Consider the following 20,744-nt stretch of genomic DNA (forward strand, 5'->3'; position numbering starts at 1 on the left):
TGGACAGCGCCCTGGTGCGGGGTTAAACCTGCCCGGAACGCTTAGAAAAGCCCGCAAGAGATCCCGCATATGCCGACGCTCAACGATATCCGCTCAACCTTTCTGAACTACTTTGCCAAACAGGGGCATGAGGTGGTCGATTCCAGCCCGCTGGTGCCGCGCAATGACCCGACCCTGATGTTCACCAACTCGGGCATGGTTCAGTTCAAGAACTGTTTCACCGGAGTGGAAACACGCGACTACAAGCGCGCCACCACTTCGCAGAAATGCGTGCGGGCCGGCGGCAAGCACAACGACCTCGACAACGTCGGTTACACCGCGCGCCACCACACGTTTTTCGAAATGCTCGGTAATTTCTCCTTTGGCGACTACTTCAAGCATGAGGCGATCCCTTTTGCCTGGGAGCTGATCACCAAGGAACTCGAGGTTCCGAAGGACCGGCTTTACACCACCGTCTATCACACCGATGACGAAGCCTTTGACATCTGGAAAAAGATCGGCGTGCCGGAGGACCGGATCATCCGTATCGCCACCTCGGACAATTTCTGGCAGATGGGCGATACCGGCCCCTGCGGCCCCTGCACCGAGATCTTCTATGACCATGGCGACCACATCTGGGGCGGCCCTCCGGGCTCGCCGGAGGAAGATGGCGACCGCTTCATCGAGATCTGGAACCTCGTCTTCATGCAGAACGAGAAGTTCGCGGACGGCTCGATGGTGGATCTGGAGATGCAGTCCATCGACACCGGCATGGGGCTGGAGCGGATCGCGGCGCTGCTGCAGGGCACCCACGACAACTATGAGACCGATCTGTTCAAGTCGCTGATCGAAGCCTCGGCGAACGTCACCAACACCGATCCGTTTGGCGATCAGAACGTGCATCACCGGGTGATCGCCGATCACCTGCGCTCCTGCTCCTTCCTGATTGCCGAAGGCGTGCTGCCGTCGAACGAAGGCCGCGGCTATGTTCTGCGCCGGATCATGCGGCGGGCGATGCGTCATGCGTCGCTTTTGGGTGCCACCGATCCGGTGATGCACAAGCTGGTGCCGTCGCTGGTTCAGAAGATGGGCGCGGCCTATCCGGAGCTCGGCCAGGGCCAGGCATTGATCGAGGAGACCTTTGAGCAGGAGGAAACCCGTTTCCTCAAAACCCTGGACCGGGGTCTGAAACTGCTGGACGAAGCCTCTGCCGATCTGGGCAAGGGCGACGTGCTGCCAGGCGAAACTGCATTCAAGCTCTATGACACCTACGGCTTCCCGCTCGACCTGACGCAGGACGCCCTGCGCGCCAAGGAAATCGAGGTCGACACCGATGGGTTCGACGCTGCGATGAAAGAGCAGAAAGAAAAGTCCCGCGCTGGCGGTATTGGTTTGGGCGAAGCCGCGGATGTGAAGGTTTACTTCGACATCGTGGACGCAGCCGGCACCACTGATTTCTTAGGCTATGAGACCGAGAAGGCTGAAGGCCAGATCGTAGCCATCGTCAAGGACGGCGCGCAGGTGCAGTCCGCGGCCAAGGGCGACACGGTGCAGGTGATCCTGAACCAGACGCCGTTTTACGGCGAAAGCGGCGGCCAGGTCGGTGACACCGGCGTGCTGACCGTTGAAGGCGGCGCGGCACGTATCACCGACACCAAGAAGGTGGAGGGCCTGTTCCTGCACATCGCCGAAGTGACCGAGGGCGAAATTGCCGTTGGCAAGGGCGCGGCGATGGGAGTGGATCACGCGCGCCGCAGCAAGATCCGCGCCAACCATTCGGCCACTCACCTGCTGCACGAGGCGCTGCGCAACGCGCTGGGTGAACATGTGGCGCAGAAGGGCTCTTTGAATGCTGAGGACCGCCTGCGGTTCGATTTCAGCCACAACAAGGCGATGAGCGCGGATGAACTTGCCAAGGTCGGCTCGGAAGTGAATGATTTCATTCGTCAGAACACGCCCGTGTCCACCCGGATCATGACCCCGGATGATGCACGCGAGCTTGGCGCCCAGGCGCTGTTCGGCGAGAAGTACGGCGAAGAGGTCCGCGTTGTCTCCATGGGCCGTGCACCGACCGGCAAAGGCCACGATGGCGATACCTATTCGATCGAACTGTGCGGCGGCACCCATGTGAAGCAGACCGGCGACATCGGCACATTTGTTATCCTGGGCGACAGCGCGTCCTCTGCTGGGGTGCGCCGGATCGAGGCGCTGACCGGTGCCGCGGCGGTTGAGCATCTGGAGCGCGAGGCAGGCCGCATGGCTGAGGTCGCTGGTGCGCTGAAGGCGCAGCCTGCGGAGGTTCTGGACCGCCTCAAGGCAATGATGGAAGAGCGCAAAGCGCTGCAGAACGAGATTTCCAACCTCAAGCAGCAGATTGCCATGGGCGGCGGCTCCGGTGGCGGCGCTGAGGCCAAGGACGTCAATGGCAAGAAGTTCCTGGCCCAGGCGCTGCAGGGGGTTTCCGGCAAAGATCTCCGCGGGCTGATTGATGCGCACAAGCAGAACATCGGCTCCGGTGTGATCCTGCTGATCGCGGAGGACGACGGCAAGGTGGCCGTGGCCGCTGGCGTCACCGATGATCTGACCGGCGATATTTCTGCCGTTGACGTGCTGAAGGCCGCGGTTCCTGCTGTGGGCGGCAAGGGTGGCGGCGGCCGTCCTGATATGGCCCAGGGCGGCGGCAAGGACTTCTCCGGCGCCGAGGAAGCCATCAAGGCAGCAGAGGCTTTGCTGGCAGGCTGACCATTTGGTCAAAAAATGCTTGGTCTTTCCGGCAAACTGCCTAAGCTGCCGGAAAGATCATCACTAAGGGAGGCTCTGATGCCCGCACTCTGGATCGCACATGTGACCGTCACCGACGCCGATGCCTATGGCAAATACGCTGAGCTTGCAGGCCCGGCCATCGCCGCGCACGGTGGGGAATTCATTGCCCGAGGCGGCCGGTTCGTGCAGCTGGAGGGCAAGGAGCGCCCGCGCAACGTGGTTGCGAAATTCCCCAGTGTCGAAGCGGCGGTGGATTGCTATCACAGCCCCGAATACCAGGAAGCCCTGAACCATGCGCGCGGCGCGTCTGAGCGCGAGCTGATGGTGGTGGAAACCTCCGAGTAATGGTCACCGCATTTGCGGAAATGCTGAAACGCCACGCGGCCCCGGGCCGGGTGGCGTGGATTGGTGTGCGTCCCGGGCGCCGGGAAGAGGTTCTGACACCTGATAGTTCCGAACTGGGTTCAGCTGGTTTTACCGGCGATCACGCCAAGGCTGGGAAACGCGCCGTGACGCTGATTCAGGCTGAACATCTACCGGTCATCGCGGCCCTTGCTGGGTTGGAGACGGTGACGCCTGCCCAGCTTCGCCGAAATCTCGTGATTTCAGGTATCAACCTTGCAGCCCTGCGCAAAGCTTCGCTGCGGGTCGGCAGTGCGGTGCTGCGTGTCACCGGTCCCTGTCCACCGTGTTCGCGGATGGAGGAAGTGCTGGGCCACGGCGGTTACAATGCGATGCGCGGCCATGGCGGCTGGTATGCCGAAGTGCTGGAACCGGGCAGGGTGGCCTTGGGAGACAGGGTTACGCTTTTAACCGTCTCAGAATGAAAAACAACGGCGGCAGATGTCTCTGCCGCCGTCTTCTGTTCATTAGGCGTTTGCCTTGGACATCCGCTTGCGCTCATGCGGGTCCAGGTAACGCTTGCGCAGGCGCACGTTGTTCGGCGTCACCTCAACAAGTTCATCATCGTTGATATAGGCGATGGCCTCTTCCAGCGACAGCGTCATCGGAGTGGTCAGGCGCACGGCGTCGTCGGTGCCGGACGCCCGCACGTTGGTCAGCTTCTTGCCTTTCAGCGGGTTCACTTCCAGGTCGTTGTCGCGCGAATGCTCACCGATGATCATGCCGGTGTAGATGTCGGCCTGGGCGCCGATCATCATCTTGCCGCGCTCTTCCAGGTTCCACAGCGCGTAAGCCACGGACTGGCCGTTCTCCATCGAGATCAGCACGCCGGCGCGGCGGCCCGGGATCGCGCCCTTGTGCGGAGCCCAGCCGTGGAAAACGCGGTTCAGCACGCCGGTGCCGCGGGTGTCGGTCAGGAACTCGCCGTGATAGCCGATCAGGCCGCGCGAGGGGACGTGGGCGATGATCCGGGTCTTGCCTGCACCTGCGGGCTTCATCTCGACCAGCTCACCCTTGCGGGCGCCGGTCAGCTTCTCGATCACTGCGCCGGAGTATTCGTCATCCACGTCAATGGTGGCTTCTTCGATCGGCTCCATGCGGACGCCGTCGACTTCCTTCATGATCACCTGCGGACGGGAGATCGACAGTTCGAACCCTTCGCGGCGCATGTTTTCAATCAGGACGCCCATCTGCAGTTCGCCGCGGCCGGAGACTTCGAACGCCTCGCCGCCGGGGGTGTCCTGGATCTTGATGGCAACGTTGCTTTCGGCCTCTTTCATCAGCCGGTCGCGGATCACGCGGGACTGCACTTTCTTACCGTCGCGGCCAGCGAGAGGGCTGTCGTTGATGCCGAAGGTCACGGTGATGGTCGGCGGGTCGATCGGCTGGGCGTCCAGCGCCTCATCCACGGCGAGGGCGCAGATGGTGTCGGCCACGGTGGCCTTGGACATACCGGCGATGGAAACAATGTCGCCTGCCTGGGCCTCTTCGATGTCCTGCTGGGCTAGGCCGCGGAAGGCTTGGATGCGGGTCACGCGGAACTGTTCGATCTTCTGGCCGATGCGGGAAATCGCCTGCACGGTGGCGCCGACCTTCAGCTTGCCGGATTCGACGCGGCCGGTCAGCAGGCGGCCCACAAACGGGTCGCTGCCCAGGGTGGTGGCCAGCATCCGGAAATCTTCGTCCTGGCGCTTGATCTGCTTGGGTTCCGGCACGTGGTTCACGATCAGGTTGAACAGCGCGTGCAGGTCCTTGCGCGGGCCATCCAGTTCTGCATCGGCCCAGCCGGAACGGCCGGACGCATACATATGCGGGAAGTCCAGCTGATCCTCGGTGGCGTCCAGCGAGGCAAAGAGGTCAAAGCATTCGTCCAGCGCGCGGTCAGGCTCGGCGTCCGGTTTGTCGACCTTGTTCAGCACCACGATCGGACGCAGACCCAGGGCCAGCGCCTTGGAGGTCACGAACTTGGTCTGCGGCATCGGGCCTTCGGCGGCGTCCACCAGCAGCACCACGCCGTCGACCATCGACAGGATCCGCTCCACCTCGCCGCCAAAGTCGGCGTGGCCGGGGGTGTCGACGATGTTGATGCGGGTGCCGTTCCACTCGACCGAAGTCGGCTTGGCAAAAATGGTGATGCCGCGTTCGCGCTCCAGATCGTTGCTGTCCATGGCGCGTTCCGCCACAGCCTGGTTTTCGCGGAAGGCGCCGGATTGTTTCAGCAGCTCGTCCACAAGCGTGGTTTTGCCGTGGTCAACGTGAGCAATGATCGCAATGTTGCGCAAGTCCATGACGTTCGCCTTTGTAAGGAAGTTGGGCCGCGCATAGCCCGAACCCCGCACAAAGGCCAGAGGAAAACCGCCCGGAAGCCCCGCAAATGCGGATCAATGGCCTGAAGTCTTGGAAAACAGGTGAATGATAATGATGCCGGACATGATCAGACCCATGCCGATCACGGCAGGCAGATCCAGCTTTTGCCCGAAAACGATGAAAGCGATGACCGCGATCAGCAGAATGCCGAGACCGGACCAGATCGCATAGACAATGCCAACCGGCATGAATTTGAGCGTGAGCCCCATCATGTAGAAAGAGAAAGCGTAGGCGACCAGCACGATCAGCGAGGGGCCAAGCTTGCTGAACTGCTGGCTGGCCTGCAGGGCCGTTGTACCGATGGTTTCTGCTGCCACCGCAATGATCAGGTAGACGTAGTGAACCGGCATCTCAGCCTCCCTCAAACGCTTGCCTCAAGTAAACCCGCAGGCCTGATCTCCCGCCTATCCGATCTATGCGTGCCAGGAAAGTCCCGATGCGGCAGCGGCAGGGCGGATTCCGCAAGGAGCGCAGAATGAACACGTCATTGTGCGCAGGCACACTGGACTGTGAATTGGGAAATTCTTAGGAGCTTGTTCCAATAATTGGGATCGGATTGAAACACTGATCTGATTCCCGGAAACGGAATGGGGATTGCCATATGTGCCGCTGGGCTGCCTACACAGGTGCCGACGTCTTTCTGGAGGACATTATTTCGACGCCTGCGCATTCGCTGATTGCGCAAAGCCAAAAGGCGGTGGAGTGCAAGACTGCCACCAATGGCGACGGGTTCGGGATTGCCTGGTATGGCCAGCGGGCTGAGCCTGGGCTGTACCGTGATGTTTACCCGGCCTGGTCGGATTGCAACTTGCGGGCGCTGGTTCATCAGGTGCAATCCCGGCTATTCTTGGCGCATGTGCGGGCCTCCACCGGGTCTGCGACCAGCCGCAACAATTGCCATCCGTTTACCGCAGGCAAGTGGAGCTTTATGCATAATGGCCAGGTCGGAGGTTTCGAGAAGTTCCGCCGCCATGCCGATATGTGCATCCCGGACGAGCTGTATGAGCATCGCAGAGGCGCGACCGATAGTGAGGTTCTGTTTCTGCTGGCCCTGCGTGAGGGGCTGGACGAGGACCCCAAAGGGTCGCTGGAACGCGCGGTGGCCCGGATGGAAGGTTTGTCGCGGGCGCGGGGCACCACACCGCACATGCGGCTATCGGTGGCGATGTCGGATGGGCAGACATTGTATGCCGCGCGCTATTCCTCCGACAGTATCGCGCCATCGGTCTACTACCGATGGAGCCAGAGCATGCAGGGCTGGGCGGTGGTGTCGGAGCCGCTTGAAGACACCGGAGAGGCCTGGAACGAACTGCAGCCGGGCGAGTTTCTGACGATGACGCCCGAGGGCGCGGAAACACAGCCGTTTCAACCGTTTCTGGAGTGAAGTGCAGCCCCGCGGCGGGGCTGCGCAATTGTCTACAAGCGGCCTGCTTCGCGGAACCAGGGCTCGATCTGCGCCCGCACATAGGTCCAGACATCCGGCGCGCCACGGCTGACCTTGCCGCCGACCCGGGCATCGAGTTGCGGCAGGCTGACGTCATAATCGACCCAGCTTCCGCCGCCGTTCAGCAGGTTCAACAGCACCGGCTGCACTCGGTCGATTGATTTCGCAAATACGGCATCGGGGCTATTCGCGGCCTCGAACTCTTCCCAGACTGCCCGAATGGGCTTGCCTTGCTCCGCGGGCAGCATTCCGAACAGGCGGTCTGCGGCGGCTTCTTCCTTGGCTGCCAAAGCGGCAAGGGCTGCGGGGTCTATCACCCCGTGGATCGGCGCATCGCCTGCGTCGATCTCTACCAGATCATGCAGCAGCAGCATCTGCAGCACCCGGTCGACGTCGACGGTTCCGGTGCTGTGCTCTGACAGCACCCAAGCGTAAAGCATGATGTGCCAGCTGTGCTCCGCCGAGTTTTCATGCCTCGACCCGTCGCCGAGCTTGGAGGCACGGGTCACCAGTTTCAGCTTGTCCGCCTCATTCAGGAAGGGCAGGCGGGCGGTCAGGCGGCTGCAATCGTGCCCTGTGTCTTCCCCCAGCAGCGACAGCGCGTGGTGGAATGCCTCTGGCAGTTGTTGCTCCAGAGCTGCCGCCCGGCCGCCAAACAGGTTCTGCCGGACCACATCTACATGCCAGTCCAGCGGTGCGGCGCCATAGAGCGTCTGAAAGATCGGCTGGCAGTGATCCACCCGCTTGGCAAATTGTGCGTCGGGGCTCTCGGCGGCTTCGAACTCGTGCCACAGGGACAAGAATTCAGTGCCTTGGTCGGCTGGCAACAGTCCAAACAGCCGCTGCGCAGCAGCCTGTTCTGCCATTGCAACGGCTTCCCAGTCGACTTCATCGGTAATCGGGTGGTCGCCTGCGTCGATCTCAACCAGATCGTGCAGAAGCAGCATGCGGATGGCGCGGAATACATCCACTTCAGGCGCTGCAAAGGGAGAAAGGACCAGAGCATAAAGCGCCAAGTGCCAGCTGTGCTCGGCGGAGTTTTCGCAGCGGCTGCAATCGATGATCAGGTTCTGGCGCTCAATCCGGCGAAGCTTGTCAGCTTCCAGCAGAAAGGCAAACTGAGCCTCCAGGCGGGCACTCACGCCTCACCTTTGGCACTGACCTGTGCCTGCAGCTCGGCGACTTTCTTGTTGAGAAAGTCGCGCGCTTTGCGTTCTGCCAGGCGTACCCGGATTTCGGTTAGAAACGCTTCTTCGAGCGATTGGGAGGCGGCGCCAAGAACTTGGCCCACCTCCACGTAAAACCGCTCTTCACCACTGGCGTCCTGCACCTTGAGGGTATCGACCGCCAGTTTCTGGGCCAGCGTTTCGATGGTGCCGCTCATCAGCGGGTGTTCTCCGTCAGGCGGCGTTTCACGTAATCGGAAACAGTGCCGATCATCGTGTCCATATGCGGCTCCTGGAAGAAGTGATCCGCACCCTCCACCTCGGTGTGGGTGATGGTGATGCCCTTCTGCTCATGCAGCTTGCCGACTAGGCTGGCAGTGTCCGCGGGCGGGGCCACACGGTCGGAAGTGCCGTTGATGATCAGGCCGGAGGACGGGCAGGGTGCCAGGAAGGAGAAGTCATACATGTTGGCTGGTGGCGCAACGGAGATGAAGCCGGTGATCTCCGGGCGGCGCATCAAGAGCTGCATGCCGATCCAGGCGCCGAAGGAGAATCCCGCAACCCAGCAATGCTTGGAGTTGGAGTTCATCGACTGCAGGTAATCCAGCGCCGAGGCGGCATCGGACAGCTCACCGACGCCCTGGTCGTATTCGCCCTGGCTGCGGCCGACGCCGCGGAAATTGAACCGCAGAACCGTGAAGCCCATGTTGTAGAACGCATAGTGGAGGTTATAGACCACCTTATTGTTCATGGTGCCGCCAAACTGCGGATGCGGGTGCAGCACGATGGCGATCGGGGCGTCTTTTTCTTTTTGCGGGTGGTAGCGGCCTTCGAGGCGGCCTTCGGGTCCAGGAAAGATGACCTCGGGCATGGGCGGTTAAAATCCTACTCTCGTTGTCGGGTCTGCCGGCAGAATACTTGACGGGTTCGGTCAGGCATCTTAGAACAGTTCTAATCACGGGCGCTGGCCTCGCCATACACCGTCAGGCTGAGATACGCACAGTCGGAGGGAAGGTCAATGTTTTCGCACTCGCGCCCTGGTTTCGAGGGGTAAATTATGAAGCTTTCCACCAAAGGGCGCTATGCGATGGTTGCGCTGGCGGATATCGCGCTGCAGCCGCAGGGTGATCTGGTGCCGCTGGGCGACATTTCCAAGCGTCAGGATATCTCGCTGCCATATCTGGAGCAGTTGTTTGTCAAGCTGCGCCGCGCCGGGCTGGTCGAGTCGGTGCGCGGCCCGGGCGGCGGTTACCGGCTGGCGATGCCACCATCCGAGGTGCGGGTGGTGGATGTGCTGTCGGCTGTGGATGAAACCGTAGACGCCATGCACAAGGGGGCAGGGGCATCCGGCGCTTTGTCGGGCAGCCGCGCGCAATCGCTGACCAACCGCCTGTGGGAGGGCTTGAGCGCGCACGTCTATGTGTTCCTGCACCAGACCCGTCTGTCGGATGTGATCAAGAACGATCTGGCTCCTTGCCCGGCTGTGCCCAGCCTGTTTGCGGTGGTGGATGACTGACGTGGAGTGCGCCGTATCCGAAGCAATCAGCCCGGATAGTGTGTATTCCGCGGAAAATCTGCGCGGAAGCTTTGCCAATTGGGGCAAGGCAGCTTATGACGCGGCAGCTGCCCGCGAAAAGATGACTCTATGAAACGTGTTTACCTCGACCATAATGCCACCGCCCTGCTGCGGCCTGAGGCGAAGGCGGCGATGATTGCGGCGATGGAGGTCTGCGGCAACCCGTCCTCGGTGCATGCTGAGGGGCGGGCAGCCAAGGCATTGGTTGAGAATGCGCGGGCGCAGGTGGCTGCGGCCTTTGGTGCGGACGGGGCCGATATCGTGTTCACCTCCGGCTCAACCGAAGGCGCGGCGCTGGCGCTGGCCGGCCGCGGGTTGCATGGCGCGCCGGTGGAGCATGATGCCGTGCGCGCCTGGTCCGTCGAGGACTTGCAGGTCACTGGTGACGGTGCGGTTCAGATCAGCGATCCGGCGCAATCCACACTTCAGCTGGCCAACTCCGAAACCGGCATTGTGCAGACACTGCCAGAGGGATTGGCCGTCACCGATGCCACCCAGGCCTTTGGCAAACTGCCGGTGGCGTTCAACTGGCTGGGCGCGCAAATGGCGCTGATTTCAGCGCATAAGCTGGGTGGCCCCAAGGGCATCGGCGCCGTGGTGATGAAACGCGGCACAGATCTGCCGGCCCAGATCAAGGGCGGCGGCCAGGAAATGGGGCGCCGCTCCGGCACCGAAAATATCATTGGAATCGCGGGCTTCGGCGCCGCAGCTGAAGCAGCTGCAAAAGATTTGGCAAATGGTGTCTGGGACAGGGTTGCAGAACTTAGAAATATTCTAGAAAAGGCGCTTGTGTCTGGCGTAAGCCATACTATTTTTGTCGGGAAGGATCAGAAGCGGCTGCCGAACACCCTGTGTTTCGCAACGCCGGGCTGGAAGGGCGAAACCCAGGTCATGCAGATGGACCTTGCAGGTTTTGCCATCAGCGCCGGCAGCGCCTGCTCCAGCGGCAAGGTGCGCGCCAGCGCGGTGCTGACCGCAATGGGATATGACGAGGCCACAGCCCAAGGCGCCGTACGGGTGTCGCTGGGGCCGGAGACAACGGAAGAAGACGTGCTGCGCTTTGCCGAGGCGTGGCTTCAGAAAGAAAAGAAACATCGCGCCCGCGCGGCGTGAGTGAGGAGATGACAATGGCCGCTTTGGACCAGACCCAAGTCAAGGAAGGTGTTGACCAGGAGACCGTGGATGCCGTGCGCGAGGTCGGCGGTGCTTATAAATACGGCTGGGAAACCGATATCGAGATGGAATACGCGCCCAAGGGCGTGAACCCCGATATCGTCAAGCTGATCTCGGAAAAGAACGAAGAGCCTGAGTGGATGACCGAATGGCGCCTGCAGGCTTTCGAACGCTGGGAGCAGATGGACGAGCCGAACTGGGCGATGGTCAGCTACCCGGAAATCGACTTCCAGGACCAGTATTACTATGCCCGCCCCAAGTCGATGGAAACCAAGCCCAAATCGCTGGATGAGGTCGATCCGAAGCTGCTGGCGACCTACGAAAAGCTCGGTATCCCGCTGAAAGAACAGATGATCCTGGCTGGCGTCGAAGGCGCAGGCGAGACCCCGGAAGAAGGCCGCAAGGTTGCCGTGGACGCGGTGTTCGACTCCGTTTCCGTCGGCACCACCTTCCAGAAGGAGCTGAAAGAGGCGGGCGTTATCTTCTGCTCGATCTCCGAGGCGATCCGCGAGCATCCCGAGCTGGTGAAGAAATACCTCGGCTCCGTTGTTCCGGTCTCCGACAACTTCTATGCGACGCTGAACTCTGCCGTGTTCTCTGACGGTTCCTTTGTCTACGTGCCGCCGGGCGTGCGCTGCCCGATGGAACTGTCGACCTATTTCCGCATCAACGCGGAAAATACGGGCCAGTTCGAGCGCACCCTGATCATTGCTGACAAGGGCTCTTATGTCTCCTACCTCGAAGGCTGCACCGCACCCCAGCGCGACACCGCGCAACTGCATGCCGCGGTCGTGGAAATCATCATCGAGGAAGACGCCGAGGTGAAATACTCCACCGTCCAGAACTGGTATCCGGGCGACGAGAACGGCAAGGGCGGCATCTACAACTTCGTGACCAAGCGCGCCGACTGCCGCGGCGACCGCGCCAAGGTGATGTGGACCCAGGTGGAAACCGGCTCTGCGGTGACCTGGAAATACCCCTCCTGCATCCTGCGCGGCAACGAAAGCCAGGGCGAGTTCTACTCGATCGCCATCGCCAACAACATGCAGCAGGCTGACACCGGCACCAAGATGGTTCACCTGGGCAAAAACACCAAGTCGCGCATCGTGTCCAAGGGCATCTCTGCCGGCAAGGCGCAGAACACCTACCGCGGTCTGGTGTCGATGCACCCCAAGGCCAAGAATTCGCGCAACTACACCCAGTGCGACAGCTTGCTGATCGGCGACAAATGCGGGGCGCACACGGTTCCCTACATCGAGGTCAAGAACAACTCCTCCCGCGTGGAGCATGAGGCGACCACTTCCAAAGTGGACGACGACCAGCTGTTCTACTGCCGCCAGCGCGGCATGGACGAGGAAGAGGCGGTGGCCCTGGTGGTCAACGGCTTCTGCAAGGACGTGCTGCAGGCACTGCCGATGGAGTTCGCCATGGAGGCGCAGCAGCTGGTTGCGATCTCGCTGGAAGGGTCTGTGGGGTAATCATGACGACCGATCAATTGGCGGAAATCCTGAAAGATCGCTACCTAAATGCCGAACAGCGTGAAATGGTTACGGCCATCCACTTGTTCGGAATTGAATTTGCAGCCGAACTTCAAGGGCATTCCGCCAATGATGTTGCGGAACTTGGAACGGGAAAGCGCTCCTACGGAACTGAAGTTCGCAAAGGAATGCGTCTGTCGAAGTTTGTGCAGATTAAGTCAGGGGCATGAGCATGATCGTCACAACCACAAACTCCGTCGAAGGCTACCAGATTGCCGAATACAAGGGCATCGTGGTGGGTGAGGCGATCATGGGTGCCAATGTGGTGCGCGATGTCTTTGCCTCCATCACCGATATCGTCGGCGGCCGCTCTGGTGCTTATGAAAGCAAGCTGCAAGACGCGCGCGAAACCGCGCTGGCAGAGCTGGAAGACCGCGCCCGGGCCAAGGGCGCCAATGCCGTGGTGGGCGTTGATCTGGATTACGAAGTGGTCGGGCAGTCCATGCTGATGGTCTCGGCCAGCGGCACCGCAGTGGTGCTGGGATAAGAATGAATCGGCCCCGATGGGCCATGGGAATATCGCGGGCCGCTGGCCTGCAAGACATGTGAGACGAGGAAAAAATGCTCGAAATCAAGAACCTGCACGTCAAACTGGAAGACGAGGAAAAGCAGATCCTGAAAGGCGTCGATCTGAAGGTCGAGGCCGGCAAGGTGCATGCGATCATGGGGCCGAACGGTTCGGGCAAATCCACTCTGTCCTATGTGCTGTCGGGCCGCGACGGCTATGAAGTGACCGAAGGCTCGGCGGAGTTGGAAGGCGAAGACATTCTGGAGATGGAGCCGGAAGAGCGCGCCGCAGCGGGCATGTTCCTGGCGTTCCAGTACCCGGTGGAAATCCCCGGCGTCGGCAACATGACCTTCCTGCGCACCGCGGTGAACGCACAGCGCAAGGCGCGCGGCGAGGAAGAGCTGTCGGCCTCCGACTTCCTGAAGGAAGTGCGCGCCAAGGCGAAGACCCTCAAGATCGACGCCGAGATGCTGAAGCGCCCGGTCAACGTCGGCTTTTCCGGCGGTGAGAAGAAGCGCAACGAGATCCTGCAGATGGCGATGCTTGAGCCGAAACTCTGCATCCTGGACGAAACCGACTCCGGTCTCGACGTCGATGCGATGAAGCTGGTCGCCGAAGGCGTCAACGCCCTGCGTGACGAGGGCCGCGGTTTTCTGGTGATCACCCACTACCAGCGCCTGCTGGACCACATCAAACCCGACGTGGTGCACATCCTGGCGGGTGGCCGTATCGTCAAGACCGGCGGCCCCGAGCTGGCGCTGGAAGTCGAGAACAACGGTTACGCCGGCATCCTGGCAGAGGAGGCGTAAATGGCCCTGCCCGAAGTCAAGCAAAGCGCAACCGAGGCGCGGCTGTCGGCGCTGACCCTGCCCGAAAGCGGCTGCCTCAAGGCGGCCCGCCAGGCAGCGCTGTCGCGGGTCCAGACCATGGGCCTGCCGTCGCGCCGCGATGAATACTGGAAATACACCAAGCCGGACACGCTGGTGCAGGCGGATGCGCCCAAGGCAGCCGTGTTCCACGCAGACGAAGTGCCGATGTTCAATGCGTTTGAGCGTCTGAACATTGTCTTTGTGGACGGTTTGTTCGACGCCGAGGCCTCCGACGATCTGGCGCTGGAAGGCCTGACCATCGACCGGATCGAGGATATCTGCTGCAAGGATATCCATTGGGCCAAGGACCTGTACGGCGTTCTTGAGGCGCGCGGCCAGACCCCGGTGGAACGTCCGCTGGCGGCATTGAACACCGCCTTTGCCAGTGATGGCGTGGCGATCCGGGTGACCGGCAAGGTCTCGAAGCCCTTGAACTTCACCTATGTGCATTCGGATGAAAACTCTGACGCGATCCTGCACCATGTGATCCGCGTGGAAAGCGGTGCCGAGGTGACTGTTCTGGAGAACGGCCCGGCTGCGTCGCGCTTCAACAAATGCATGGAGATCGACATCGCCGATGGCGGCACGATGCATCTGGTGCGCGCCCAGGGCCGCGACCACGAGCGCCGTGCGGCGACCCATCTGTTTGCGCGTCTCGGCACCGAGTCGGTTTTCAAGTCCTTCACCCTGACCGTGAACGGCGTGCTGACCCGCAACGAGGCGGTGATTGAGCTGACCGGCGACGACGCTGTGGCCCATATCGCAGGCGCCTGCGTGGGCGACGGCGACTTCCACCACGACGACACCGTCTTTATCACCCATGACGCGGTGAACTGCGAAAGCCGCCAGGTGTTCAAGAAAGTGCTTCGCAACGGTGCCACCGGTGTGTTCCAGGGCAAGATCCTGGTGAAGGAAGGCGCGCAAAAGACCGACGGGTATCAGATTTCCCAGTCGCTGCTGCTGGATGACGACAGCCAGTTCCTGGCCAAGCCTGAGCTGGAAATCTATGCCGACGACGTGGCTTGCTCGCACGGGTCCACCTCTGGTGCGATTGATGAGGAAGGCCTGTTCTACCTGCGCTCCCGCGGTGTCCCGCATGCGGAGGCAACCGACCTGATGACACTGGCCTTCCTGGCTGAAGCGGTGGATGAGATCGAGGACGCGGAGATCGCCGCCGATATCGTTTCCCGCCTCGAAGGCTGGCTGGCCCGGCGCCGCTGATGTCCGTCACAACGGATATCCCGGCAACCTACAAGGGGCCGCGCAAGGTATTTGCGCGGCTTCTGAGCATGGGCGCCCGCGAGGACCGGTTGCTGGTGTTTCTGCTCGCGGGCTGCGTGCTGACCTTTGTCGCGCAGATGCCGAAACTGGCGCGCGAGGCGCATCTGACCGGCCAGGAGCTGAACATGCTGCTGGGCGGATCGCTGCTGGCGCTGGTCTTTATCGCGCCGCTGCTGCTGTATGTTCTGGCGCTGGTAGCCCATTGGATCGCCCGCGCCATGGGCGGGCAGGGAGACGCCTACCGTGCGCGGCTGGCCCTGTTCTGGGCCTTTCTGGCAGCCAGCCCGCTGATGCTGTTGAACGGGCTGGTGGCCGGATTCATCGGCCCCGGTCCGGCCCTGACCCTGGTGGGCATCCTGTGGTGCGCCGTGTTTTTCTGGTTCTGGGTGTCAGGCATGATCCAGGGCTATTGGACCAAACCATGAATGCGCTGGCCTCCTTTGCCCTCTTGACGCTCAAGTCACCGCGCGATGCTGCGCATCAGATCCTGGCGCGGGATTGGCCGCGGGAGGCACTGTGGACCGCCTTCCTGCTGTCGGTGGTGCTGAACACCTGCGTCTACACGGTTCAGAAAATCCTGTTCCCGCTGCCGCCAGAGGTTCTGCTGCCGCGTTTCTCGCCAGGCGTTTACTTCGCCATGGTGCTGATCCTGCAGCTCTGCTTTATCGCCATGCTGTCCTCGACCGGCCGCTGGCTGGGCGGGCAGGGCAATCTACCCGCGCTGTTGGCCCTTGTCACTTGGCTGCAGCTGCTGCAGGCGGGGCTGAACGGTGCCATCGTGGTTGTGTTTCTGGTGATGCCTTCCCTGGCCGCACTGCTGAATATTGCGGCCAACATTGTTGTGTTCTTCATCCTCCTGCATTTCGTAAACGCGGCGCACCGTTTTGGTTCCGTTTGGCGCTCGCTGGGGGTGGTTTTGATGGCCAGCATGATCCTGGTCTTTGCTCTTCTCTTTATCGTGGGTCTGATCGGCCCAGCCAATCTGGGACTTCCCGAAAATGTATGACCTGGAAAAAATCCGTGCCGACTTTCCGATCCTGTCGCGGGAGGTGAACGGCAAACCGCTGACTTATCTCGACAACGGTGCTTCGGCCCAGAAACCACAGGTGGTGATCGACGCTGTCACCAAAGCCTATGCGGAGGAATATTCCAACGTTCACCGCGGCTTGCACTTTCTTTCCAACCTCGCAACTGAGAAATACGAAGCTGTCCGCGGTATCATAGCGCGGTTCCTGAATGCCGGAGACGAGAACACCATTGTACTGAACTCCGGTACCACCGAGGGCATCAATCTGGTTGCCTACGGCTGGGCGATGCCACGATTTGAAGCAGGCGACGAGATCGTCCTGTCGGTGATGGAACACCACGCGAATATCGTGCCCTGGCACTTCCTGCGCGAACGTCAGGGCGTGGTGCTGAAATGGGTGGACACCGCTGCGGATGGCAGCCTCGACCCGCAGAAGGTCGTTGATGCGATTGGCTCCAAGACCAAGCTGGTGGCCGTCACCCAGTGCTCCAACGTGCTGGGCACCGTTGTGGATGTAAAGGCGATCACCCAGGGCGCCCATGCCAAGGGGGTGCCGGTTCTTGTCGATGGCTCGCAGGGCGCTGTGCATATGCCGGTCGATGTGCAGGATATCGGCTGCGATTTCTACGCGATTACCGGGCACAAGCTCTATGGCCCCTCCGGGTCTGGTGCGATCTATATCAAGCCGGAGCGCATGGCGGAGATGCGCCCCTTCATCGGCGGCGGCGATATGATCAAGGAAGTCTCTAAAGAAGGGATCATCTACAATGATCCGCCGATGAAGTTCGAGGCCGGCACGCCGGGCATCGTGCAGACCATCGGCCTGGGTGTGGCGCTGGAGTACATGATGGATCTTGGCATGGAAAATATTGCCAAGCATGAGGGCGGCCTGCGCGACTATGCGATGCAGCGGTTGACCGGCTTGAACTGGATCAACGTGCAGGGGCAAGCATCTGGCAAGGCTGCAATTTTCAGCTTCACAATGGAAGGTGCGGCACACGCCCACGATATCTCCACCATCCTCGACAAGAAGGGGGTCGCAGTGCGCGCCGGCCATCACTGTGCCGGGCCGCTGATGGACCATCTTGGGGTATCTGCCACCTGCCGTGCGTCCTTTGGCCTCTATAACACCAAGGAGGAGGTCGACACCTTGGTCGACGCGCTGGAGCTGGCGCATGAGCTATTTGCTTAGGCTTTTCACCTGACAATCAAAAAAAAAACGGCGCCCGTGGAGGTGCCGTTTTTTCTTTTTCTTTCAGGCTTTAGCCCTGGATCTTGTCTTCTCGCAGCGGGCAGGACAGGTAAACGCCGAACTCCTTGCCCACATCGCAACTGACCCGGGCGTGCACCTTGCCCTGCCGGTCGAGGAACCGCTGGCTGTCTTGCACCGGAAAGATCCCCTCGTGCCAGATATTGGGGTGGATATAGAGCCCCTTGGACCCGTCACACCAGAACGCCACGACCTTTTCAGGCTTCAGATCATCTCCCGGCAAGGCCGCGGGAATGATGAAGGGTTTGTTGTCCAGCGGATAAAACAACTGGCCGCCGTCGGGGTGATAGTTCATGTGCCATAGCAGAACCTGATCCCGTGCTGCGGTCTGAGCTTCAACCTGTGCCGTCTGCGGGTCGGTGGACCAGCCCAGAACATAGTTGCCGTTGACCGCTTCGTTTTCGCCATAGAGCACATCGCCGCGCCAGTCGCCGCGGAAAGTGCCCTCGACCCAGCCGGCCTCGTCGCCCGTGCCTTCGTCAATCGGCCGCCAGCCTTGCGCGGGCCACTGCACGATTTCGATCTCGAAATTCTCCGGATCGTCCACCAGACAGCCATAGCTCTTGACGCTTTCCTTGGTGGCCCGGATCAGCGGAACCTCATGCCAGGGCAGCGAAGGTTTGGTGCTGGCCTCGAAGATATACTCGGGCGCGCTCATTTTGCGGAACCTCCCGTTCCCATGTGCTTGTCCACCATCCGCTGGACCATCGGCGCAAAGTGCCAGTAATCCGGAGTGTCCATGTCGTCCCGCTTTCCAGCCTCGTCCAGATAGCGCACCGCGATGATCTGCTTCAGGTTCGGGTTCTTCTCAAACTCGGCAACTTCCTCTGCATTCATCGGTCCGCCCTGCAGGTTCAGGGAATGGATCGAAGCCTCTGATAAACGGTTGAAATATTCCGGCTTGGTGGCGCAGAGATAGCGCTTGGCAGCCACGTGATAACGGACGCAGTCGGTGATCACAGAGGGGAAGAACTGCTCCAGCACCTCGGCTCCGGCTTCCTCATGGTAACGGTCCTCGGTGTCGTCCATGGAGAATGTTCCGAATTCGCTGGTGAAATGGCCGATATCGTGGAGGAGCGCCCCCACGATGATCTCTTCCGGCTGGCCGTTCTGCTCAGCGATGGTGGCGCCTTGCAGCATGTGTTCGGCCATGGTGACCGGTTCGCCCAGGTATTCCTCATCGCCGCGGCGGTCAAAGATGCCGCCGATGAAGTCGACGATATTGTCCCGGTTCAGCTGGCTGACGTCTGGCTTGCTCATGTCTCAGCTCTCCAGCTGCGCGTTCAGCACGTTCAGGGTCGACAGCAGCCCGTCCTTGTCCGCGTAGCAGCCCTGCAGCCAGCGCGATCCGGAGCCGGAGTAGCCGAGGCGAGCGTGCATCACCCGGGTGTTGTCGACGATGAAGCTTTCGCCCGGCTCCAGCTTGAAGGAGACGCCCATGTCCGGATCGTCGATGAATTCACCCAGGCGCCGGTAGGCGGCGTAGTAGGCCTCCATCTTGTCAAAGGGAATGTCGACAAACGGGGCAGAGGATCGGTTGTTGAAGCGCATCCCGATCATCTCGCCATCAGGTGACAGCTCGATCATCGGTCGGCGGGAGCGCAGATGCACACCGTCGGACCCCTTGTATTCAAACCGTGCCGGGTAGCCTGCCAGCAGGGCAAAGCCTTCGGGGTTTTCCGTCTTCAGCCGTTCGGCGGCGCGGAAACCGTCCACCACAATGCTGTCACCGCCTTCTGCAGAGTTCTCTAGGCAATAGAGGATCTGCAGGCTGGGTACCGGGTCGCGATAGGGGTTGTCGGTATGTGCCTGCAGGCCCAGGCCGGTGAAGGCCAGATTGGTCGGGTTCACCTCTGTGCGGACTTCGAAGTACTTGCCGTAGTTGGTTTCGCGCACAAAACCGAACATTTCAGCGTTCTCGATGAGGGCGCCTTCTTCGACCGGACCGTTCACCAGCTTGGCGAAACCCAGACGGGCGATCGCGTTCAGCCAATCGCGTTTGACGCTTGGGTCGGACTGCACTTTGTTCCAATCGAACGTGGGGGCCGGCAGGCCACTGTTCCAGGTCTCGATGCCCGGTGCCATGCGGCCAAATTCACTTGCCTGATCAACATCATAGGTGTGTGCCTTCAACCAGGCGCCCGGGAAGGCCACGGTCTTGCCTTCCGGTGCGAAGGTCACAGTCAGTGCGCCGTCTTCTACCAGTGCGGTGCTGATCTTGGTGTCTGCGGGAATGTCACCAATGGTGATCAGCCGCTGGCCGTTGCCAGGGGCGCGTGTTTCCGGGTCAAGCGCGTTGTCGCGCAGCCAGATCGCATGAAAGCGGCTTTCGAGGCCGTCTTCGAATGTCAGGGTCAGAAAGCTGCCGGATGCGTCAGCAGTTACGGAACGGGGCATGAGAGTGTCTCCGGTTGGCCTGGTTCTTACTTGCCTTGCTACCGCTGGTGAGCCATCAAGAGAACTACGGAAATTGGGGTTTGAGAGTTAGGTTTTCTAATGCCCAAGAAAGTTACCAAACAAGGCTTGCCGCCGCTGGACTGGCTCAAAGTGTTCGAGGCTGCAGGCCGTCATGGCAGTTTCACCGCCGCTGCGGAGGAGTTTGGGGCAACTCAGGCCGCCGTGAGCCAGCGGATCCGCAACCTGGAAGCTTGGCTGGGGCGGCAATTGTTCATCCGTTCAGCACGTGGTGTGACTTTGACGGTGGATGGCGAAAGCTACCTGCCGCTGGTCCATGATTCCCTTCGCGCGCTGGAGCAGGGCACTGAAAACCTGTTTGGCCATAGTGTTCGGGAACTGCGTATCGCTGCCCAGCCATCACATCTGGAAATGATTTTGTTGCCGGGGCTTACGGCGTTTTCTGAAAGTCATCCTGAACTGCAGATTGTGACGGAAACCGTGCCGAAGCGGTTGGACTTTGAAGCGGCGGATGGTGCGCTGCATATCCGCTACGGGCGCGGCAGCTGGCAGGGCCGAGCAGGTGTCCTGCTTGCCAATGAGGTTCTTCAACCGATGGCGGCCCCGGACCATACTAAGGACTGGCGTCAATTGCCGGCCATTGAGCTGCGCGGAGAACGGCCGGGCTGGAGCGAGTGGGCGCGGGTGACCGGAGAGCCGGCGCCGGAGGCCGGGCCGGTTTCGGTGGATTCCATGGCCCATGCCCTCCGGGCCGCTCGGCTTGGAATGGGGGTGGTCCTGGGATCCAGGGCTCTGGCGGCCAATTTGCTGCTGACCGGTCAATTGATCTGTCTGCCAGCCGCCGAATTGGCCACGATTGATGGCTATTGGCTGACTTGGCCGCCGGAACTAGGGAAAACAAAGCGGCAAAGTGACGTCCTGAAGGCGCTCACCAAGGCGCTAAGCGCTGATCTGGCGTAAGAGGGG

24 protein-coding genes are annotated in these 20,744 nt (G+C 61.1%); 16 read left to right on the forward strand and 8 right to left on the reverse strand.

What is annotated here, in order from left to right; genetic code table 11:
• Nucleotides 1-69: 69 nt before the first annotated feature.
• The 3 genes from alaS (at nt 70) to RA21_RS02390 (ending at nt 3,569) form a co-directional block, all read left to right on the forward strand.
• Complete coding sequence (gene alaS / locus RA21_RS02380; RefSeq protein ID WP_039145889.1) at nt 70-2,721, forward strand: alanine--tRNA ligase; 2,652 nt, start codon at nt 70-72, stop codon at nt 2,719-2,721.
• A 78-nt stretch (nt 2,722-2,799) separates the two neighbouring features.
• Nucleotides 2,800-3,087 carry a DUF1330 domain-containing protein gene (locus RA21_RS02385; protein WP_019296272.1) on the forward strand — a complete coding sequence of 96 codons (288 nt, stop codon included), beginning with the start codon at nt 2,800-2,802 and terminating at the stop codon, nt 3,085-3,087.
• Nucleotides 3,087-3,569: an MOSC domain-containing protein gene (locus tag RA21_RS02390; protein WP_039145891.1), complete on the forward strand. Its 483-nt coding sequence runs from the start codon at nt 3,087-3,089 to the stop codon at nt 3,567-3,569. Before RA21_RS02385 ends, RA21_RS02390 begins: the two co-directional genes overlap by 1 nt.
• A 42-nt stretch (nt 3,570-3,611) precedes the next feature.
• On the opposite strand, the gene typA is transcribed toward RA21_RS02390, so the two are convergent.
• The gene (gene typA, locus RA21_RS02395) at nt 3,612-5,432 is read right to left on the reverse strand and encodes a translational GTPase TypA (RefSeq protein ID WP_019296274.1); all 1,821 of its coding nucleotides are present in this window, start codon (nt 5,430-5,432) and stop codon (nt 3,612-3,614) included.
• Between the two features lie 93 nt (nt 5,433-5,525).
• On the reverse strand, nt 5,526-5,861 hold the full coding sequence (locus RA21_RS02400) for a DMT family transporter (protein ID WP_019296275.1): 336 nt from the start codon (nt 5,859-5,861) through the stop codon (nt 5,526-5,528).
• 251 nt (nt 5,862-6,112) lie between these two features.
• Here RA21_RS02400 and RA21_RS02405 point away from each other — a divergent pair, with 251 nt between their 5' ends.
• Nucleotides 6,113-6,895 carry a class II glutamine amidotransferase gene (locus tag RA21_RS02405; RefSeq protein WP_039145894.1) on the forward strand — a complete coding sequence of 261 codons (783 nt, stop codon included), beginning with the start codon at nt 6,113-6,115 and terminating at the stop codon, nt 6,893-6,895.
• A gap of 32 nt (nt 6,896-6,927) precedes the next feature.
• Here the strand turns inward: RA21_RS02405 and RA21_RS02410 are convergent, their stop codons facing one another.
• The 3 genes from RA21_RS02410 to RA21_RS02420 are packed head-to-tail and all read right to left on the reverse strand — an operon-like array spanning nt 6,928 to nt 8,992.
• On the reverse strand, nt 6,928-8,097 hold the full coding sequence (locus RA21_RS02410) for an HD domain-containing protein (RefSeq protein ID WP_039145895.1): 1,170 nt from the start codon (nt 8,095-8,097) through the stop codon (nt 6,928-6,930).
• Nucleotides 8,094-8,339, reverse strand: a complete 246-nt coding sequence (locus RA21_RS02415) for a hypothetical protein (RefSeq protein ID WP_019296278.1) — start codon at nt 8,337-8,339, stop codon at nt 8,094-8,096. The genes RA21_RS02410 and RA21_RS02415 overlap by 4 nt, the downstream gene beginning before the upstream one ends.
• Nucleotides 8,339-8,992, reverse strand: coding sequence for an alpha/beta hydrolase (locus RA21_RS02420; RefSeq protein ID WP_039145897.1), 654 nt, complete (start codon nt 8,990-8,992; stop codon nt 8,339-8,341). Before RA21_RS02420 ends, RA21_RS02415 begins: the two co-directional genes overlap by 1 nt.
• Nucleotides 8,993-9,178: 186 nt before the next feature.
• On the opposite strand from RA21_RS02420, the gene RA21_RS02425 reads away from it, so the two are divergent.
• The 11 genes from RA21_RS02425 (at nt 9,179) to RA21_RS02470 (ending at nt 17,285) form a co-directional block, all read left to right on the forward strand.
• On the forward strand, nt 9,179-9,637 hold the full coding sequence (locus RA21_RS02425) for an Rrf2 family transcriptional regulator (RefSeq protein WP_019296280.1): 459 nt from the start codon (nt 9,179-9,181) through the stop codon (nt 9,635-9,637).
• Entirely contained in the window at nt 9,630-9,770 is a 141-nt protein-coding gene (locus RA21_RS22945) for a hypothetical protein (protein WP_206540031.1), read from the forward strand. The genes RA21_RS02425 and RA21_RS22945 overlap by 8 nt, the downstream gene beginning before the upstream one ends.
• Nucleotides 9,767-10,810, forward strand: a complete 1,044-nt coding sequence (locus tag RA21_RS02430; protein WP_039145898.1) for a cysteine desulfurase family protein — start codon at nt 9,767-9,769, stop codon at nt 10,808-10,810. Before RA21_RS22945 ends, RA21_RS02430 begins: the two co-directional genes overlap by 4 nt.
• Nucleotides 10,811-10,824: 14 nt before the next feature.
• A complete protein-coding gene (gene sufB / locus RA21_RS02435; protein ID WP_039145900.1) occupies nt 10,825-12,348 on the forward strand; it encodes a Fe-S cluster assembly protein SufB in 1,524 nt (507 codons plus the stop codon).
• A gap of 2 nt (nt 12,349-12,350) precedes the next feature.
• Entirely contained in the window at nt 12,351-12,578 is a 228-nt protein-coding gene (locus tag RA21_RS02440) for an HTH-like domain-containing protein (protein ID WP_039145901.1), read from the forward strand.
• Between the two features lie 2 nt (nt 12,579-12,580).
• Nucleotides 12,581-12,895 (forward strand): YbjQ family protein, encoded by a 315-nt coding sequence (locus RA21_RS02445; RefSeq protein WP_039123659.1) that lies wholly within the window; start codon nt 12,581-12,583, stop codon nt 12,893-12,895.
• A 74-nt stretch (nt 12,896-12,969) separates the two neighbouring features.
• The gene (gene sufC / locus RA21_RS02450) at nt 12,970-13,725 is read left to right on the forward strand and encodes a Fe-S cluster assembly ATPase SufC (protein ID WP_039145903.1); all 756 of its coding nucleotides are present in this window, start codon (nt 12,970-12,972) and stop codon (nt 13,723-13,725) included.
• Complete coding sequence (locus tag RA21_RS02455) at nt 13,726-15,006, forward strand: SufB/SufD family protein (RefSeq protein WP_039145905.1); 1,281 nt, start codon at nt 13,726-13,728, stop codon at nt 15,004-15,006. It begins immediately after the preceding gene.
• A complete protein-coding gene (locus RA21_RS02460; RefSeq protein WP_039145907.1) occupies nt 15,006-15,491 on the forward strand; it encodes a YIP1 family protein in 486 nt (161 codons plus the stop codon). Before RA21_RS02455 ends, RA21_RS02460 begins: the two co-directional genes overlap by 1 nt.
• Nucleotides 15,488-16,072: a YIP1 family protein gene (locus RA21_RS02465; RefSeq protein ID WP_039145909.1), complete on the forward strand. Its 585-nt coding sequence runs from the start codon at nt 15,488-15,490 to the stop codon at nt 16,070-16,072. Before RA21_RS02460 ends, RA21_RS02465 begins: the two co-directional genes overlap by 4 nt.
• On the forward strand, nt 16,065-17,285 hold the full coding sequence (locus RA21_RS02470) for a cysteine desulfurase (protein WP_039145911.1): 1,221 nt from the start codon (nt 16,065-16,067) through the stop codon (nt 17,283-17,285). Before RA21_RS02465 ends, RA21_RS02470 begins: the two co-directional genes overlap by 8 nt.
• A 70-nt stretch (nt 17,286-17,355) precedes the next feature.
• Here the strand turns inward: RA21_RS02470 and RA21_RS02475 are convergent, their stop codons facing one another.
• Genes RA21_RS02475 through tmpA form a run of 3 tightly spaced genes read right to left on the reverse strand, consistent with a single transcriptional unit; the run spans nt 17,356 to nt 19,760 of the window.
• Entirely contained in the window at nt 17,356-18,021 is a 666-nt protein-coding gene (locus tag RA21_RS02475; RefSeq protein ID WP_039145913.1) for an ureidoglycolate lyase, read from the reverse strand.
• On the reverse strand, nt 18,018-18,623 hold the full coding sequence (tmpB, locus tag RA21_RS02480) for a (R)-1-hydroxy-2-trimethylaminoethylphosphonate oxygenase (RefSeq protein ID WP_019296290.1): 606 nt from the start codon (nt 18,621-18,623) through the stop codon (nt 18,018-18,020). Before tmpB ends, RA21_RS02475 begins: the two co-directional genes overlap by 4 nt.
• A gap of 3 nt (nt 18,624-18,626) precedes the next feature.
• Nucleotides 18,627-19,760, reverse strand: coding sequence for a 2-trimethylaminoethylphosphonate dioxygenase (tmpA, locus tag RA21_RS02485; RefSeq protein WP_039145915.1), 1,134 nt, complete (start codon nt 19,758-19,760; stop codon nt 18,627-18,629).
• Between the two features lie 126 nt (nt 19,761-19,886).
• Here tmpA and RA21_RS02490 point away from each other — a divergent pair, with 126 nt between their 5' ends.
• A complete protein-coding gene (locus RA21_RS02490) occupies nt 19,887-20,738 on the forward strand; it encodes a LysR family transcriptional regulator (RefSeq protein ID WP_342586513.1) in 852 nt (283 codons plus the stop codon).
• Nucleotides 20,739-20,744 lie beyond the last annotated feature (6 nt).

The sequence above is a fragment of the Leisingera sp. ANG-DT genome (assembly GCF_000813785.1).
Taxonomy (GTDB): Bacteria; Pseudomonadota; Alphaproteobacteria; order Rhodobacterales; family Rhodobacteraceae; genus Leisingera.

Coding starts and splice junctions, on each gene's coding strand:
- alaS (WP_039145889.1), top strand. CDS start 70: ATGCCGACGCTCAACGATATCCGCTCAACCTTTCTGAACTACTTTGCC.
- RA21_RS02385 (WP_019296272.1), top strand. CDS start 2,800: ATGCCCGCACTCTGGATCGCACATGTGACCGTCACCGACGCCGATGCC.
- RA21_RS02390 (WP_039145891.1), top strand. CDS start 3,087: ATGGTCACCGCATTTGCGGAAATGCTGAAACGCCACGCGGCCCCGGGC.
- typA (WP_019296274.1), bottom strand. CDS start 5,432: ATGGACTTGCGCAACATTGCGATCATTGCTCACGTTGACCACGGCAAA.
- RA21_RS02400 (WP_019296275.1), bottom strand. CDS start 5,861: ATGCCGGTTCACTACGTCTACCTGATCATTGCGGTGGCAGCAGAAACC.
- RA21_RS02405 (WP_039145894.1), top strand. CDS start 6,113: ATGTGCCGCTGGGCTGCCTACACAGGTGCCGACGTCTTTCTGGAGGAC.
- RA21_RS02415 (WP_019296278.1), bottom strand. CDS start 8,339: ATGAGCGGCACCATCGAAACGCTGGCCCAGAAACTGGCGGTCGATACC.
- RA21_RS02420 (WP_039145897.1), bottom strand. CDS start 8,992: ATGCCCGAGGTCATCTTTCCTGGACCCGAAGGCCGCCTCGAAGGCCGC.
- RA21_RS02425 (WP_019296280.1), top strand. CDS start 9,179: ATGAAGCTTTCCACCAAAGGGCGCTATGCGATGGTTGCGCTGGCGGAT.
- RA21_RS22945 (WP_206540031.1), top strand. CDS start 9,630: ATGACTGACGTGGAGTGCGCCGTATCCGAAGCAATCAGCCCGGATAGT.
- RA21_RS02430 (WP_039145898.1), top strand. CDS start 9,767: ATGAAACGTGTTTACCTCGACCATAATGCCACCGCCCTGCTGCGGCCT.
- sufB (WP_039145900.1), top strand. CDS start 10,825: ATGGCCGCTTTGGACCAGACCCAAGTCAAGGAAGGTGTTGACCAGGAG.
- RA21_RS02440 (WP_039145901.1), top strand. CDS start 12,351: ATGACGACCGATCAATTGGCGGAAATCCTGAAAGATCGCTACCTAAAT.
- RA21_RS02445 (WP_039123659.1), top strand. CDS start 12,581: ATGATCGTCACAACCACAAACTCCGTCGAAGGCTACCAGATTGCCGAA.
- sufC (WP_039145903.1), top strand. CDS start 12,970: ATGCTCGAAATCAAGAACCTGCACGTCAAACTGGAAGACGAGGAAAAG.
- RA21_RS02455 (WP_039145905.1), top strand. CDS start 13,726: ATGGCCCTGCCCGAAGTCAAGCAAAGCGCAACCGAGGCGCGGCTGTCG.
- RA21_RS02460 (WP_039145907.1), top strand. CDS start 15,006: ATGTCCGTCACAACGGATATCCCGGCAACCTACAAGGGGCCGCGCAAG.
- RA21_RS02465 (WP_039145909.1), top strand. CDS start 15,488: ATGAATGCGCTGGCCTCCTTTGCCCTCTTGACGCTCAAGTCACCGCGC.
- RA21_RS02470 (WP_039145911.1), top strand. CDS start 16,065: ATGTATGACCTGGAAAAAATCCGTGCCGACTTTCCGATCCTGTCGCGG.
- RA21_RS02475 (WP_039145913.1), bottom strand. CDS start 18,021: ATGAGCGCGCCCGAGTATATCTTCGAGGCCAGCACCAAACCTTCGCTG.
- tmpB (WP_019296290.1), bottom strand. CDS start 18,623: ATGAGCAAGCCAGACGTCAGCCAGCTGAACCGGGACAATATCGTCGAC.
- tmpA (WP_039145915.1), bottom strand. CDS start 19,760: ATGCCCCGTTCCGTAACTGCTGACGCATCCGGCAGCTTTCTGACCCTG.